Raw genomic sequence first — 16,340 nt, 5'->3', positions numbered from 1 at the left:
GCCGCTTTACGCGGGCGCTGCGCGCGCCCCGGCATCTGCGGTCTTTCCTGACGCCGGATTACGGATACGGTCGGCGGGCCTATGACCGCTCGCACCCGCTCCCCCTACGCCCACCACACGCGAGGCGTGGTGCTGATGCTGGCGTCCACCGTGTGCTTCACGGTGAACGTCCTGCTCGTGCGGGCGCTGGGCGAGGTGGAAGCTGTTTCCACGTGGCTGGTGACGTGCATCCGTTTCACCGCCGGCATGGCCGTCATCTATGCGCTCTACCGGCGTGAGTTCGAATTCACCCATCTGTTCAAGAACCGGAAGCTGGCCGCGCGCGGCGTGGTCGGCGGCGCGAGCGTCTACGCGTTTTATCTGACGGTCGTGCAGCTCGGCGCGGGGCGCGCCACGTTCATCAACAACACCTACGTGATCTTCGGGGCGGTGATGGCGGTGTTCGTCCTCGGCGAGCCTTTCGGCCGCGCGCTGGTCATCGGCAGCATCGCGGCGCTGGGCGGGCTGGCCCTGCTGACCAACGCCTTCGGCGCACACTCCCACACCGGCCTTTATGATCTGCTCGGGATCGTCACGGCCGTCGCGTCGGCCTACGTGGTCGTGACGATCCGCCAGCTGCACGCCACCGAGCACACCTCGACGATCTTCGCCGCCCAATGCGTTTACGGCCTGATCCTGTGCGCGATTCCCGCGGCGCTGCACGCGCAGACGGTGTCGGCGCTGGGCTGGGCGATGATGGTGCTCGCAGGCGTGTTCGCCTCGATTGGCCAGATCACCATGACGCGGGCGTTTCGCGATCTGCCGGTGGCCGAGGGCTCGCTGCTGCAGATGCTTGTGCCGCTCGGCATTGCCGTGGGCGGTGTCGTGTTCTTTCGCGAACATTTCGCCACGCACGAACTGGTGGGCGCGGCGCTGATTCTCGGGGGCACGACGTTCACCGCGGTCAGGCGTTCCTAGTCGCACCCGACGCGGCCGGTACAGGCCATTGACCTGCAGCATGGTCCGGCGCAGGGTCTGGCAAGGGAACTGCTAACCCCAACTACCGCCCAAATCCCTTCCGTGTCGCTCCTCAACGCCCAATACGATTCCGCCACCTTTTTCGACGAAATGTTCCTGCCCGGCCCGGGGGGCGGGGTCAGGCCTCATTACCGTCGGCTCGCCCAGCGCCTCGACACCCTGCCGCAGGACGAATTCGATCGTCGGCGGGCGGCCGTCGACCTGGCGTTTCTCCGCCGGGGCGTGACGTTTACCGTCTATAACGACTCGCAGGGCACCGAGCGCATCTTTCCGTTCGACCTCATTCCGCGCGTCATCCCGTCGAACGAGTGGAAGCGCCTCGACGCCGGCCTCATTCAGCGGCTCACCGCCCTGAACCTGTTCCTCGACGACATCTATCACGGACAGAAGGTCTTGAAGGATAAAATCATTCCGGCCTCGCTGGTCCTCGGGGCGAAACACTTCCGGCGCGAGTTCATGAATTTCTCGGTGCCGAAGGGCATCTACGTCCACATCTGCGGCACCGATCTGATTCGCGACGACAAGGGCAACTATCTGGTGCTCGAGGACAACCTGCGCTGTCCGTCGGGTGCGAGCTACATGATCGAGAATCGCGCGGCGATGCGCCGGGCGTTTCCGAACCTGTTTCAGAGTTCCGGCGTCCGCCCGGTCGAGGGTTACTCCGACGATCTGCTGAAGGTGCTGTTGCACCTCGCGCCCGAGCAGAGCGACAAGCCGAGCGTGGTGCTGCTCACGCCCGGCGTGTTCAACAGCGCGTATTTCGAGCACTGCTTCCTGGCGCGGCAGATGGGCATTCCGATTGTCGAAGGCCGCGATCTCGTGGTGCGCGATTCGCGCGTCTTCATGCGCACGACCGCCGGGCTGGTTGGCGTGGACGTAATCTACCGCCGCATCGACGATGACTTCCTCGATCCGACGGTGTTTCGCTCCGATTCCATGCTTGGCGTGCCCGGCCTCGTGAACGCCTACCGCGCCGGCAACGTCGCGCTCGCCAACTCGATCGGCACTGGCATCGCCGACGACAAGGTGATCTACGCCTACGTCCCGAAGCTGATCAAATATTACCTCGGCGAGGATCCGATCCTTCCCAACGTCAACACGTACCTCGCCTCCGAGCCGCTCGATCGGAAGCACATCCTCGATAACATCGAGAATCTCGTGGTGAAGTCCGCCAACGAAGCCGGCGGCTACGGCATGTTGATCGGTCCGGCCGCCACCAAGGCCGAGTGCGAATCGTTCCGCGCCCAGGTCGCCGCCAATCCGCGCAATTTCATCGGCCAGGATCCGATCATGCTCTCGCGCTCGCCCACGTGGTGCGACGGCAAGCTCGAGGGGCGTCACATCGACCTGCGGCCTTACATTCTCTACGGCGAAAAAGTCACCGTCACGCCCGGCGGCCTCACGCGCGTCGCCCTCCGCAAGGGCTCGCTCGTGGTCAACTCATCGCAGGGCGGCGGCTCCAAGGACACCTGGGTGCTACAGGGCGAGGAGTGAGGGCCATGTGGGATCTCAAATCTCAGATCTGAGATCTCAGATATCACGTCTAACGCCTTAGCGCTCCGTTCTCAAATCTCAGATTTCAGATTTCAAATCTCAAACCCCCGATGCCTCCCGCGTCCAAGTCCTCCACGCCTCCCATGCCGCAGCGCCCGCAGGCCACCGTGATGCTGTCACGCGTGGCACACTCGCTGTATTGGATGAGCCGCTACATCGAGCGCGCGGAGAACGTTGCGCGGCTGCTCGACGTGAACCTGCAGTTTCTCTTCGACTTCCAGGACGTCAGTCCCGGCACGCTCGACACCTACTGGGAGTCGCTGATCCTGAGCACGGGCGACGAGGAGCTGTTCGACAAGTACTATGAGACGGCGGACAGCCGCACCGTGACGGAATTCCTCGCCTTCGATCTGCGCAACCCGGGTTCGATTCTCGCCTGCGTGTACGCGGCCCGAGAGAACGCCCGCATGATCCGCGATCAGATCTCCCTCGAGATGTGGGAGACGATCAACGAGCTCTACCTCTTCCTGAACTCGCAGAGCACCGAGGCCGTCTGGGCCGCGGGCCCGCAGGAGTTCTTCGCCAAGATCAACCGCGCCTCGCATCTCTTCCAGGGCCTCACCGCCTCGACCTATTCGCGCAGCGAGGGCTGGGAGTTCATCGAGTTCGGCAAGTATCTCGAGCGCGCCGACAAGACGACGCGCATCCTCGACGTCAAGTACCACATCCTGCTGCCGAGTGCGACCGATGTGGGCGGCGCCCTCGACACCGCGCAGTGGCAGGCGGTGTTGCGTTCCGCCTCCGCCCTCGAGGCCTACCGCCGCTACTACGTGCGCGAAATCCTCGCGTGGAAGGCGGCCGAGTTTCTCATCTTCTCCGATTCGTTTCCGCGCTCGCTGCATTTCTGCATGGCGCAGGTGGACGACTTTCTGCGCCGCATTCTCGGCGAAACCGGCAGCCGTCCGCGCTCCGCCGCCGCCCGCGCCTCGCGCCGCCTGCTGGCCGACCTGCAGTCGCTCACCATCACCGACGTGCTGAACCAGGGCCTGCATGAATTCCTCATGGAGATCCAGGCCACGATCGCCTCGCTCAGCGACGAAGTAGCCGAGACCACGATGTTTTATCCTGCGGAGTCGCTGCTCGAGGATCAGCAGCAGCAACAGCAGCAGCAACAGCAGGGCCGCGAAACCCGCTCGCCGGGCGCAGCCGGACGCCGGAGGGCGTGACGCCAGCACGACGGTCACGTCGATCGTCCGATGTCCGCCGCAGTCTGCCATCCCTCCTCCCTTCTCCCTTCGCCCTGCTCCAGCGGCCCCGCCGCCCCATGCACCTTCGCGTCCTCCACCGCACCTCGTTCACCTACGCCGGCAAAGCCCATGACAGCTTCAACGAAGTCCGCCTGCGCCCGGTCGACGACCACACGCAACGTTGCCGGGAGTTCAAGCTGCACCTGACGCCCGGCGCGGTTCCGCGCGAGTATTCAGATTTCTACAACAACACCGTCCACTATTTCGAAATCATCGAGAACCACCCGAAACTCGTGATCGAGGCGTTCTCGCTGATCGACACGACGCCGTCCTCCGATCGCGACCCTGTGCCGCGCGTGCCGACCGATGATCTGAAGAGTTCGCCCGAGCGCGAGATGCTGGCCGAGTTCTACAACAGCTCCCACTACGTGCCGCTCGAGGTCGAGCTCTGGCGCGAGGCCCAGGACGCGCTCGCCGAAGGGCGCAGCGATGTGTGGAGCGACGTCCGCCGGCTCGGCGAACACATTTACCGGCGCTTCGCCTACCGGCCGAAAACCACCGGCGTCAGCACGCGCGCGACCGACGTCCTGAAACTGCGCATGGGCGTGTGCCAGGATTTCGCCCACGTGCACCTCGGCCTTTGCCGCAGCATGGGCATTCCCGCGCGCTACGTGAGCGGATACTTTTTCAACACCACCCGACGTCCCCGTGAAGTCGAGGCCTCCCACGCCTGGATCGAAGCGTGGATTCCCGGCTTCGGCTGGGCCGCCTACGATCCCACGCACGCCCGGATCGCCGACGATCGCTACATCAAGATTGCCCACGGTCGCGACTACTCCGACATCCGCCCCGTGAACGGCACCTATCGCGGCGCCCCGACGCGCTCGCTCAAAGTCGACGTCACCGTGCGGGAAGCGCCTCCCGGCGCGCCCGCTCCGTAACTTCCGGGAGCGCGCGGGTTCCGCCTGCACTTCCTCGGAACGGTCGCCCGCGGCCGCGTTCAGTCCACCCACCATGTTTCTCCGCATCGTCCATCTTTCCCGCTACGAATATTCGGAGGCGGTGTCGTTTGCGCCCCACGCACTTTACCTGCGGCCGCGCGAATCGACGCGGCAACGGCTGCATCACTTTGCCCTCGAACTGACGCCGGCCGCGCGCCGGATCGCCACGAACGATCCCTTGGACAACGCCGTCGACTGGGCCTACTTCGCCGTGGAAAATCCCGCCACGCGGCTCGAGGTGCGCAGCGAGCTGATGGTCGAGACGCTCGACCACAATCCCTTCGACTTCTTCCTCAAACCCACCGCGCTCACATTTCCCTTTCGCTACGACCCGGCGGAACACGTCGCCCTCGCCCCCTGCCTGACGCCCCGCGCCGATTCGCCCGCGCCTGAATTTCTCCATGCGTGGCTCGAACAGAACCTGCCGGCACCGCCGACGGAAACCGTGCCCTACCTGATGGCGTTGAACAGCACGGTGCAGCACGCGCTCGTCTACATGCGGCGCGAGGAACAGGGCATCCAGTCCGCCGCCGAGACGCTCGCCCGCGGCAGCGGCTCGTGCCGCGACTACGCGGTCCTCATGATCGAGTTGTGCCGGAGCCTCGGCCTGGCCGCGCGTTTCGTGAGCGGTTACCTTTACGAACCCGCCGCCGCCGGTGCCACGCCCCAGCTCGCACCCGACATGCATGCGTGGTGCGAAGTGTATCTGCCGGGCGCGGGCTGGCGCGGCCTCGACGCCACCCGCGGCGTATTCTGCAACGACGCGTTCGTCCCCGTCGCCCACGCGGCCCTCGCCGAGAGCGTCAATCCGATCCAAGGTACGTTCTACGGCCCTTCCACCGTACGCTCCCAGCTGACCACCGAACTCTCCGTTGAAAAACTCTGAGCCGCCACGCTCCGCTGCAGCCCGCCGTATCCTCCGTCCTCACGCCGAATCGTTTGCCCTTCGCCCCGCCACCATGACACCTCCCTTCACCACCGGCGCGTGGTCCTCGATTCTTGCCTGTGGTGACGCCGTCGAAGCCTCGCTCGCGCGCGCCGGCGTGAAAATCACGATGGGCGGCGAACCGACGTTCGTGCCGATTGCGCCGAGCGGAGCCGAGTGGCAGACCGCCGCGCTCGGGCCCACCAAACTCGCCTACGCGCGCCGTTTCGCCCGCGAGTTGATTCGCAGCGCCTTTCCCGGCGCGGTCGTGCTCGAAACCTCCGGCAAACACTATCCCGGCGAACCGCTCCCGCGCTGGGCGTTGCTCGTGCAGCGTCTCGCCGACGGCAAACCGCTCTGGCGGGATCCCACGCGGCTGCGCGCGGATCTCGAACCCGGGAAGCACACCGCAGACGACGCGAAGCGCCTGACCGCCGCCCTCGCGCGCGCGCTCGCCGTGGAGACGCAGCGCGCGCTGCCGCTGATCGAGGCCGCCACGCCGCGCGAGATCATCGGCTATGTCCTTCCCCTCGATCACGCCGACGCCGGCACGCCTGCGGCCGCGTGGGTCACCGATGACTGGACCGCCTCGTTTCCGCCGCTGCCGCCGCACGCGTCCAGCGTCGTGTCACTCTTTCCCGGCGAGAGTCCGGCTGGACTGCGACTGCCGCTTGGCGATCTCGCGGAGAAAAACCTCCGGCGCGCGCTCACCGTCGAGGCGCGCCACGGCACGCTGGTCATCTTCATTCCGCCGCTGCTGCTGGCCTCGTATGTCCAGTTGCTCGCCGCCATCGAAGCCACGCTCGAGAAACTGAAGCTCCGTGACATCACGCTCGCCGGCTATGCGCCGCCGCCGGAACTGGCGTTGCCGACGGTCGGTCTCGCGAGCGATCCGGGCGTGCTCGAGATCAACGTGTCGCCGTGCGCCACGTGGGCGGCCTACGATGCGCAGCTCGAGCAGATCTACGCTGCGGCGCGAAGCGTCGGTCTCTGCGCGCGCAAACTCCAGTTCAACGGCCGCGAGGTGGGCACGGGCGGCGGCGCGCATCTGGTCTTTGGCGGCCCCGATGGCCTGCTCTCGCCGTTCTTCGCGTTTCCCGGGTTGTTGCCGTCCGTGATTCGGTACTGGCAGCGGAATCCCGCGCTGAGCTACGCCTTCACGGGCGCGTACATGGGACCGAGCTCGCAGGCGCCGCGCATCGACGAATCAACCTTCGAGGCGTTGTACGAACTCGAGATCGCGTGCGCCGGCGCGGAGTCCGTCGGCACGCCGCAGAATCTCGCGCTCTACGATCTCCTGTTCCGCGATCTGCTGATGGATCGCTCGGGCAACACGCACCGCGCCGAGATCAGCGTCGACAAGCTGTGGAATCCGTTTGCGCCGAACGGCCGGCTCGGACTCGTCGAGTTTCGCGCCTTCGAAACGCATCCCGCGCGCGCGGTGCAGTCGGTCGTCGCGCTCTTCGTCCGTGCGATCCTCGCCCGCCTGTGCGCCGCGCCGTGCCGCGATCCGTTCATCCGCTGGGCCGGCGAGCTGCACGACAAATTCTTCCTGCCGGCCTTTGTCTGGGAAAACCTCGCGGCCCTCTGTGCCGACCTGAAGGCCCACGGCATCGCCTTCGATCCCGAGTGGCTGCGCCCTGCCTGGGAGTTTCGCTTCCCGAAAATCGGCGAGCTCCGGGTCCCCATCTCCGATCTCAAATCTGAAATCTCAGATCCAGCGCTGGTCTTCCGACAAGCGCTGGAAGCCTGGCCGCTGCTCGGCGAATCGCCCAACGCCGGGACCGTCGCCCGCACCGTCGACTCCAGCGTGGATCGGATCGAGGCGCGCGTATCCGATGCCCGGATGCTCGAGACCGGGCTGCTGCTGGTCAACGGGCTGCCCTGCGAGTTTCGCACCGCCGGCGGCGATACGCCCACTGCGGCCGTGGCGAAGGACGGCACCCGGGCCGTCGCCGCGTGCGGCATTCGTTATCGCGCCTTTTACCTGACGCCCTCGCTGCAACCCCACGTGCCCGTGCACGCCCCGCTGCTGCTCGAGTGGGTGGACCGGACGACGATGGCCGTCGTGGCGGCCGCCCGCTGGCACGTGTGGAATCCACGCCACGCGTCGTACGCCACCGCGCCCGCGGATGATCAGGAAGCAGCCGCGCGACGCGCTGATCGCTGGGAGCCGTGGCCGCACACGGTGGGCCAGGCGCGCTTCGTGCCGAAGATCGATTTCCCGCCCGAGGGCCGGCACACGCTCGATCTCCGCCGCTATCCCGCGCAGGCGCGCTAGGCGCGCGAGGAATCCGGCTTCCCTCGCGCCGCCGGCGTCGCTCAACTGCGGCCGGCATGAATCTCCTGCTGCTCTGGGACATCGACGGCACGCTCATCACCTCGGGCGGCGCGGGCATGCGCGCGCTCCAAACCGCGCTGCGCGACGGCTTCGCGATCGACGATCCACTGACCCGGATCGATTTTGCGGGCCGCACCGACACGTGGATCATGCGGGAAGTGTTCCGCACGTTTTCAATCGCACCGACGCCGGAACATTTTGCCCGCCTGTTCGAAGGTTATGCCGCGGCGCTGCCCGCCGAGCTCGCGAATCCCCACGCGCGGGTGCTGCCCGGCGCACGTGAACTTGTGCAGGCCGCGAAATCACAGGGCGCGATCGCCCAAGGTTTGTTGACGGGCAACATGCGGCGCGGCGCGCAGGTGAAACTGGCGCACCACGGGTTGTGGGAGCATTTCGCGTTCGGGGCGTTTGGCGACGACAGTGAACTGCGCAACGATCTCGGACCGCACGCGCTGCGCCGCGCCGCCGCCCATCACGGCGTGGAATTCGCCCGTGATCGCGTGTGGATCATCGGTGACACGCCGCATGACATCACCTGCGCCCGGGCCATCGGAGCCCGCGTGCTGGCCGTCGCGACCGGCAGTTCGAGCGTCGATCAGCTGCGGGCGCACGCGCCCGACGCCGTCCTGCCCGACCTTGCCGACGCCGCCGCCTTCTGGAAAATTGTTTCCTGAACGCCGTTCCTCGTTCTCCCTTCTCCTTTCCTTCCATGAAGCACTTCACCATCGCCATCGGTTCCGACCACGCCGGCTTCGCCTACAAAGAGGCAATCAAGGCCATGCTCCTCGCCGACGGCCACACCGTGCGCGATTTCGGCACCTACTCGGACGCCGCGTGCGACTATCCCGATTTCATCCGTCCGGTGGCGCAGGCCGTCGCTCGCGGTGAGTTTGAACGCGGGATCGTCCTCGGCGGTTCCGGCAATGGCGAAGCCATCGTGGCCAACCGCGTGCGCGGCATCCGCTGCGGCGTGTGCTGGAGCGAGCAACTCGCGATCTGGAACCGCTCGCATAACGACGGCAACGTGCTGTCGCTCGGCCAGCGCACCGTGACCGAGGCCGAGGCGCTCGCCATCACGCGCACCTGGCTGGCGACGGAATTCGAAGGCGGCCGGCATCTGGCACGGATCAACAAGATCGACGCAGTCTGACGGGGAGTGCCGGTCCCCGGCCGGTGTCAGATCGCAGCAGGCGGAACGCCGGCGGGCTCCAGCAACGGCCACGTCTGGCGGCGCAGGCGAGCCAGGATCCATCCGCAGATTGCCAGCTTGGCGGCCAGCACGGCACCCAGGATCAGCACGCGCTGCACCGTGAGATCGCCGCTGAGATCGCCGAGGAACAGCGTCACGTACGAGCGCGCGACGTAGATCGGAAGACAGATCCAGAAGTACGTGCGCAGTGGAATGCCGGAGAGTGGGAGCAGGTAGTTGCGGATGAAATACGGAATTCCGGGCACCAGTGCCGCCATGACCGCGACGGGCGCGTGGGCATTTGCGGTCACATGCGGCACGACATGATGGCGCCGGGCCAGAAAGCGCTCCAGCGGTCCGCGCAGGAAGCCTCGCGCGATCCAATAGCTTCCGAGCAGATGCACGACTGTGATGCCCGCGACCACCGCCCCGCCGAGCCACGGGCCGAAGCGGGCGCCCGCCACCACATACACCACCGCCACGGAGAAACCGGTCAGCGGCAACACCGCCATGAGCGCGATCGCGAGCCAGGCGGGCAGGCCCTGCAGGGCTGTGTGGACGTCGGACCAGCTGAGGTCGGTGAACCAGAACACCGCAACGATCCCGATCCCGACGAACGCCGCGGCCGTCAGGCCCAGCCAGGAACGGCGGCCGGGTTCGCGTGGCGCCACGGAGCCCGTCGTGCGATCAGCACGCTCGCGGGCATCTACAGGTGCGGAGGAGGGATCGGGTTTCACGGCGTCACGGCAGTCACTGCACAGACTCGGGAAAACGGATTGGGTAACCCAACGCCCGCGGTTCAGTGTCCCCGTCGGGGAACCGGTCGGCGGCATCCCGGTCAAGGCGACGCACCCGCCGCATCCGCTCTCCCGCAACCCCGTCAGGGTGCACCCTACATCATGTCCGCCTCGACCGATACCTTGGGTCGCCGCACGCCGGCGGCAAACGGCCAGAGCCGCCCGCCCTCCCCGCGCAAAAGAAGCAACGCCTACCTATGGTTCGGCGCCGCGGTGATCATCGCAGCCACCGGATTCTTCTGGTTCACCTCCGCCCGCATCCTGAGCAAGGCTGTGGAACTCTCCTACGGGCCCGCGGATCCGGCCTTCAGCCACACGCTCGGACCGTTGCTCGGGGCCGATTTCTCGCCCGATAATTCCGTCGAGGTGCTGTTGAACGGCGACGGTATTTTCCCGCCGATGCTCGATGCCATCCGCGCCGCGAAAAAAAGCATCACGCTTGAGACCTACATCTGGGCTCCGGGGCAGATCAGTGATCGTTTCATCGCCGCGCTCGTCGAACGCGCCCGGAACGGGGTGCACGTCAAGATTCTCGTCGACGGGATGGGCACCTTGAAATTCAAGCGCGAGGACGGCGCGATCCTCCGCGACGCCGGCGTGGAGTTTGTCACCTACGGCCGCAAGCACTGGTACGAGATCAAGCCCAACATCAATCACCGCACGCACCGCAAGATTCTGGTGGTCGACGGCAAGGTCGGCTTCACCGGCGGCATGTGCATCGACGACAAGTGGAGCGGAAACGGCGACACCAAGGATGTCTGGCGCGACACCGGCGTGAAGGTGCAGGGCCCGGTCGTGCGTGAACTCCAGGCCACGTTTGCCGCGAACTGGCTGCAGACGACCGGCGAGCTCATCACCGGCCCCGATTACTTTCCTCCGCTGCCGCCCGTCGGTCCGAGCCTCGCGCAGTGCTACAAGAGCGGCCCGGGCGAGAACGCGGAGAACGCCCGCATCTCCTATCTGCTCGCGATCGCCTCCGCCCGAAAATCGATTCGGATCGCGCACGCCTATTTCGTCCCGGACGACCTGGCCAACACCATGCTGCTCGCCGCCATCCGTCGGGGCGTCACGATCGACGTGATTGTGCCGGCGATCAACGACTCGCGTTTCGGCCGCGCCGCCTCCCGCTCGCGCTGGGGCCCGCTGCTCGCGGCCGGAGCGAATTTCCACCAGTTTCTCCCAGCTCTGTTCCACACGAAAATCATGATCGTGGACGACACGTTCGTCACCGTGGGCTCAGTCAATTTCGACAACCGTTCCTTCGCGATCAACGACGAGATGAACCTCAACGTGATCGATCCCGGCGTCGCGCAAGCCTTCCTGCGCAGCTTCGAGCAGGACACGATCAACTCAAAGCCACTCACTCGCGAGGAATTCGAAGGCCGCTCATTTTTGATCAAGGGCGTCGACTGGTTCTGCGGGCTGTTTCGCTCGCAGCTGTAGCGTGACGCCGGCAGTGGCTTTGCCTGCACCGTGCTTGCGATTCCGGCGCGCACCCTTTCATTGCGCAATTCGTCTCACCGTAAATCGATGCCACGTCCGCCCGCGATCCACTTCACCTATCAGCATGTGTTTGAATCGGGAACCGATCCCGCGGCACCCCCGCTGCTGCTCCTGCACGGCACCGGGGGCAGTGAACACGATCTGCTGCGCGTCGGCCGCGCCATCTCACCCGGCTCCGCGCTGCTGAGTCCCCGCGGTGACGTCAGCGAGGGCGGCGCGCTGCGTTTCTTTGCGCGGCTGGCGGAAGGCGTCTTCGATCCGCAGGAAATCACCCGCCGCACGCACGCGCTGGGCGACTTCGTCACCGCGGCCGCGGCGCACTACAAGCTGGACGCCCGCCGTCTCATCGCGGTCGGATTTTCCAACGGTGCCAACATCGCCGCGACGCTGTTGCTGCTGCGGCCCGAGACACTCGGCGGCGGCATCCTGCTTCGCTCGATGGTCGTGCTGGATCAACCGGCCGCACCCGGCAGCCTTAGCGGCAAACGCGTGCTGCTGGCCAACGGCTCGATGGACCCGCTCGTTCCGCCGGATCATCCGGAACGCCTCGCCCGCCTCCTTCGCGCCGGCGGCGCGGAAGTGCAGGTCAACCTCATCGCCGCCAGCCACGGCCTGACCCCGCAGGACGTTGCAGCCGCCCAAGCGTGGCTCCAAGGCTGACCTCCCGGGAGCGCACGCATCCCGCGTGCACCGCAGCCGTATCAGCGCCGGCGTGACGCCGGAGCCCCCCTCCGAAAGCAACGGGGAGCTGGCCAGCGAAGCGGATTTTTCCCCTCCCGCCCATGCGTCTCACCTATCTCGGCCACTCCTGCTTTCTCGCGGAAACCGCGCGCGCGCGGCTGCTCTTCGATCCTTACCTCAGCGAAAATCCGGCCGCGCCGCTGCAACCGCAGGACGTCGTCTGCGACTACATCCTGATTTCGCACGGACACGAGGATCACACCTGCGACGCCCTCGCGATCGCGCAGCACTGCGGTGCCACAATCGTCGCCAACTACGAGATTGCGGAATATTTCGCCGCCAAGGGCGCGAAGACTCACAGCATGAATCCGGGCGGCGGTTTCAATTTTCCGTTCGGGCGCGTGAAACTCACCCTCGCCCATCACACCTCGAGCGTGGAAGCCGGCCTGCACCCAATCTACCTCGGCGCGCCCTGCGGGATTCTCGTACAGGCGGACGGGCGCACCCTTTATCACGCGGGCGACACCGCGCTGTTCATGGACATGCAGCTGATCGGCCGCGCAGGCCTCGATGTGGCGCTCATCCCCATCGGCGACAATTACACAATGGGGCCGGAGGACGCCGTCATCGCACTTGATTTCCTCCGACCGAAGGTGGCGGTCCCGATGCATTACAACACGTGGCCAATCATCGCGCAGGACGCCGGGGCTTTCGCCGCGCGCGCCGCGCAGGCCGGTCACGCGGTAACCGTGCTCGCGCCGGGCCAAGTGTTGGAGGTGTGAGCGGCGGGCGGGCGGAGGCCGCCCCGGGAGCGCCGGCCTCCGGCCGGCATCGTTCGAAGCAGGCGGGACGCCTGCGCTCCCGGATAAGCCGCTATCGCCTTATACAAATCGCTCCTTGCTTTTGGACTTCTGGATCGATCGTGGCTAAAGCCCAAAGGCAAAGGGCGATTGGTACTAGAACGTTCCCTTCACGCCGAGCTGGAACGTGATGCCGTACTCGCCCTCGGCGGCGTAACGCACATAGCGCGGGCTGCCGATCGCATAGGACTCCGCGGTGTCGCGGTCGTTGAAGATATTCCGCCCGGTTGCGTAGAGCGCGTAGTGCCGGCTGAGCCGGACATCCATGGAGGCGTCGAAACGCAGCCGCTCGGATTGGTAGGTCCAGCCCGCAGCGCCGATGTTGCCGGCCGCGACCGTGGCCGTGCGCTTCTTGCCAACGAGCGTCCAGCGGCCGTTGAACGAGATCGGGTTCCGGTTGTACGCGAAACCCCAGTTAATCAGTTTCGGCGAGAAGCCGCGGAAATCAGCCTCCGCCGGACCCTTGTTGCGCACGAGCGTGGCGTTGGCAAAGACGCGGAAGGGACGGGCGAAGGTGGCGCGGGTGAAGTACGACAGCGGCTGGCTGACGTTGAACTCCCAGCCGTTGATGTGGACGATCCCGTTCACGTTGCCGGGCGCGTTGACCTGATAGTCGACGTACTCGTCGCTCAGGCCGATGCTCTGGAGAAACTCCGGCGTCGCGAGGAAGTTGCGGGTCGCGAAGAAGTTTTTGATCTGCTTCCGGTAATAACCCACGGAGATCTCACCGCCGCCCTGCGTGTAATACTCGAGCCGCACGTCGCCGCTGTTGGCCGTCCACGGAATCAGCGCCGGATTTTTCGTGGTGATGGTGCCGAGCGCTGAGCCCGACGCGTTGCTGTCAGGATTGAAGTCGACCTGATTCACGTTCGTCGCGCCGAGGATGTTCCCGAAATCGGGACGGCCGAGCGTGCGGGCGACTCCGAGCCGGCCCTGCAGATTGTCCGTGAAACTGTAGGTCGCGTTGAGGCTGGGATAGTAGTCGCCGTATTCCTGCTGCAGGCGCGCACCGAGCTTCTTGTAAATCAACCGATCGAGCGCAAAGCCGTCCGTCGTGATCGGAATCGGCCGGTTCTGCGCATTGAGGATGAACTCACCGGTGGTCGGGTTGCGCTGATACTGTGCATTGTTGTCCTGCAGGACCGTGCGGCCGTCGTCGGTCGTCCGTTCGTAGCGCACGCCGGTGAGGATGCGCAGCTTGTTGCGGAACAGCGACACGTCGGCGAGCAGGTAGACGGCGTCGACGCGTTCGGTGATCTGCTCGGTGTTGAGCGCGTCGGCCCGGAGATCCGTCCGCAGATTCGTGGTGGTGTCAAAGTACTGCGGATACTGCTCGTACAACTGCCACGCGCGGCGGCTGCTGGTGAACTGCGGCTTCAGCGCGTTGCGCGGCATGGAGAAATCCAGCATCGCGTAGTTCGTGAGGTTCACCGGGGAAAGCGCGACGCTGTCATCGGCGTTGTTGGCGATGCGATCCGGTCCGACGTAGATCGGATTGAATGACGACGTGCGCCGCGCGCGGTACTGCTCGCTGGTGGAGGCGCCGGTCTTGAGCGCGAAGCTCGAGGCATCGGTGAAGAATTTCCGCTTCACGTCGACACGAGCGCTCTTCGCCGTGCTGTCGTTGTCGCGCGTGGTGCTGGCTCCGTTCAGGAAGAAATTGTAGTTTTGCAGGTTCAACGGATCGATCGCCTGGCCGGCGGCGTTGCGGACCGTGACGGTCCCGGGGCGGTGATCGGTGAAGCCGTCGAAATCGATCGTGGCGGCCTGGATGCGCGCGGACGACGTCTCGAACTGGCGGTGTGAAATCGCGCGATACGTCTGATCGGAGAAGTTGTAGCCGACGCCGCCGGTGACATCCCACAGCGCCCCGATGTGGCGGTAGTTGAGCCGGAAAATGTTGTTCCGCACCCGCACATAGCGCGCGGTGTTGTTCACGTTGACCGTGCCGGAGCCGGGCCGGCCGTGGGTGAAGTCGGGGCCCCACGAGAGCGGATTCGTGCCGGTGTTGAGCACAAAATTATGCTGCTCGTAATCCTGGACCAGCCAGTTGCCGGAGTAGACGAACGACAGCGTGTCGACCGGCGACACCTTCCAGTCGAGCCGCGTGCCAAGCGTGTAGCGGTGTTCGTAGACGGGAAAGACGTTGTACTGATAGGTGGTGAGGTACGGGTTGTCGACGGTGGCGCGGAACGGATTGGCGGCGGTCGTCGTGGTGTTGAAGGTGCGGTTGATCCGGCGGGCCACGCCGAACTGGTCGTTCTTCACCGCGTTGATCGAGAAGCCGAAATTCTTCGAGACCGGCACGGTGTAGGCGAAATCGAAGTCAGGCTGGTAGTGAAACGTGCTCTTCTGGTCGTCGCCGTCGCCGCCACCGGGCTGACGGGTGAAATCGAGGTCGTGGGAGTTCTTGTTCACGTACGTCTTGAAGCGAAACTCCGGCCGCGCGGCCTCGAACGCGGTGCGGCTCACCATGTTGATCGAGCCGCCAAGGCTCGCCGCCGACATCTCGGGCGTCGGCACCTTGTAGATTTCCACGCGCGACGCGTTGTTGAGCGAAAATGCCTGCAGGAGCGTGTTGCGCGTCGGACCGGCGGAACCGGCCGCGTTCACGTCGTCGCCATCGAGCGCAATGTTCGTATACGCCGACGGCAGGCCGCGCAGACCGATCTGCACGGCGTTCATCTGGTCGGTGCCGACATCGACGCCGGGCAGATATTTCACGAACTCACCGAGATTGTTCTGGATGATGTCGCCCATCGCATCGGTGTGGAGCACGGTCTTGATGTTGCCCGCGAAACGCTGCTCGTTGACCGCGATCGACGCCGCGCTGGTGTCGCGCGCCGAGTCGACGACGAACTGATCGAGTTTCAACACGCCATCGGTACCCGCGACCGCGCCCTTCCCCGCGCCGACGGGCACGAGCATGAAGTCACGCCGCACGGTGCCACCGGCGTCGACTTTGACCGTCGCCGTCTCCGGCGTGAGACCGGTGAAGAACGCGCGCAAGGTCACGTCGCCCGCCGGCACGCTCGTGAAGCGATATTCGCCGAAGGCATCGGTGAAGGTCTCGCGATTGGAACCAGCGATGGTCACGCGGGCGTTTTCCAACGCGGAGCCGGCGGCGGCGGACTGGACGCGGCCGACGAGCGTGGCGGAAGCCGCCGGCTGGGAGTGAAGAGACGACGGCGCGGCGGCCATGCACCCGAGGGTGAGGGCCGTGGCGCGCACGGCGACACGGAGCAGGAGGGGTAAGGTCATCGGTGGTGGAGGTAGGCCCGACGA

At 65.8% G+C, this 16,340-nt stretch carries 13 protein-coding genes; 11 read left to right on the top strand and 2 right to left on the bottom strand.

Features of this window, described 5'->3' with window-relative positions:
• The first annotated feature begins 81 nt into the window (after window positions 1-81).
• The 8 genes from ACLJEU_RS07670 (at window position 82) to rpiB (ending at window position 9,175) form a co-directional block, all read left to right on the top strand.
• On the top strand, window positions 82-957 hold the full coding sequence (locus ACLJEU_RS07670) for a DMT family transporter (protein ID WP_414662019.1): 876 nt from the start codon (window positions 82-84) through the stop codon (window positions 955-957).
• 150 nt (window positions 958-1,107) lie between these two features.
• A complete protein-coding gene (locus ACLJEU_RS07665) occupies window positions 1,108-2,511 on the top strand; it encodes a circularly permuted type 2 ATP-grasp protein (protein WP_414662622.1) in 1,404 nt (467 codons plus the stop codon).
• Window positions 2,512-2,621: 110 nt separating this feature from the next.
• A complete protein-coding gene (locus tag ACLJEU_RS07660; protein WP_414662018.1) occupies window positions 2,622-3,737 on the top strand; it encodes an alpha-E domain-containing protein in 1,116 nt (371 codons plus the stop codon).
• Window positions 3,738-3,835: 98 nt separating this feature from the next.
• A complete protein-coding gene (locus ACLJEU_RS07655; RefSeq protein ID WP_414662017.1) occupies window positions 3,836-4,699 on the top strand; it encodes a transglutaminase family protein in 864 nt (287 codons plus the stop codon).
• Between the two features lie 73 nt (window positions 4,700-4,772).
• Window positions 4,773-5,645 carry a transglutaminase family protein gene (locus ACLJEU_RS07650; protein ID WP_414662016.1) on the top strand — a complete coding sequence of 291 codons (873 nt, stop codon included), beginning with the start codon at window positions 4,773-4,775 and terminating at the stop codon, window positions 5,643-5,645.
• A 73-nt stretch (window positions 5,646-5,718) separates the two neighbouring features.
• Window positions 5,719-7,965, top strand: a complete 2,247-nt coding sequence (locus ACLJEU_RS07645; RefSeq protein ID WP_414662015.1) for a transglutaminase family protein — start codon at window positions 5,719-5,721, stop codon at window positions 7,963-7,965.
• A gap of 56 nt (window positions 7,966-8,021) precedes the next feature.
• Window positions 8,022-8,699, top strand: coding sequence for an HAD family hydrolase (locus ACLJEU_RS07640; protein WP_414662014.1), 678 nt, complete (start codon window positions 8,022-8,024; stop codon window positions 8,697-8,699).
• 35 nt (window positions 8,700-8,734) lie between these two features.
• Window positions 8,735-9,175, top strand: a complete 441-nt coding sequence (gene rpiB / locus ACLJEU_RS07635) for a ribose 5-phosphate isomerase B (protein WP_414662013.1) — start codon at window positions 8,735-8,737, stop codon at window positions 9,173-9,175.
• Between the two features lie 26 nt (window positions 9,176-9,201).
• Here the strand turns inward: rpiB and ACLJEU_RS07630 are convergent, their stop codons facing one another.
• A complete protein-coding gene (locus ACLJEU_RS07630) occupies window positions 9,202-9,951 on the bottom strand; it encodes a TVP38/TMEM64 family protein (RefSeq protein WP_414662012.1) in 750 nt (249 codons plus the stop codon).
• Window positions 9,952-10,113: 162 nt separating this feature from the next.
• On the opposite strand from ACLJEU_RS07630, the gene ACLJEU_RS07625 reads away from it, so the two are divergent.
• From ACLJEU_RS07625 to ACLJEU_RS07615, 3 genes are all read left to right on the top strand, one after another.
• Window positions 10,114-11,454, top strand: coding sequence for a phospholipase D-like domain-containing protein (locus tag ACLJEU_RS07625; RefSeq protein ID WP_414662011.1), 1,341 nt, complete (start codon window positions 10,114-10,116; stop codon window positions 11,452-11,454).
• 87 nt (window positions 11,455-11,541) lie between these two features.
• Window positions 11,542-12,174: an alpha/beta hydrolase gene (locus ACLJEU_RS07620; protein WP_414662010.1), complete on the top strand. Its 633-nt coding sequence runs from the start codon at window positions 11,542-11,544 to the stop codon at window positions 12,172-12,174.
• A 122-nt stretch (window positions 12,175-12,296) separates the two neighbouring features.
• Window positions 12,297-12,977 (top strand): metal-dependent hydrolase, encoded by a 681-nt coding sequence (locus ACLJEU_RS07615; protein WP_414662009.1) that lies wholly within the window; start codon window positions 12,297-12,299, stop codon window positions 12,975-12,977.
• 174 nt (window positions 12,978-13,151) lie between these two features.
• Here ACLJEU_RS07615 and ACLJEU_RS07610 read toward each other — a convergent pair whose 3' ends face one another.
• A complete protein-coding gene (locus tag ACLJEU_RS07610) occupies window positions 13,152-16,316 on the bottom strand; it encodes a TonB-dependent receptor (protein ID WP_414662008.1) in 3,165 nt (1,054 codons plus the stop codon).
• Between the last annotated feature and the right edge of the window lie 24 nt (window positions 16,317-16,340).

Source organism: Terrisphaera buseokensis, from assembly GCF_047521145.2.
In the GTDB taxonomy this organism is placed as follows: domain Bacteria; phylum Verrucomicrobiota; class Verrucomicrobiia; order Opitutales; family Opitutaceae; genus ER46.
This window is presented reverse-complemented; position numbering and strand designations above follow the sequence as displayed.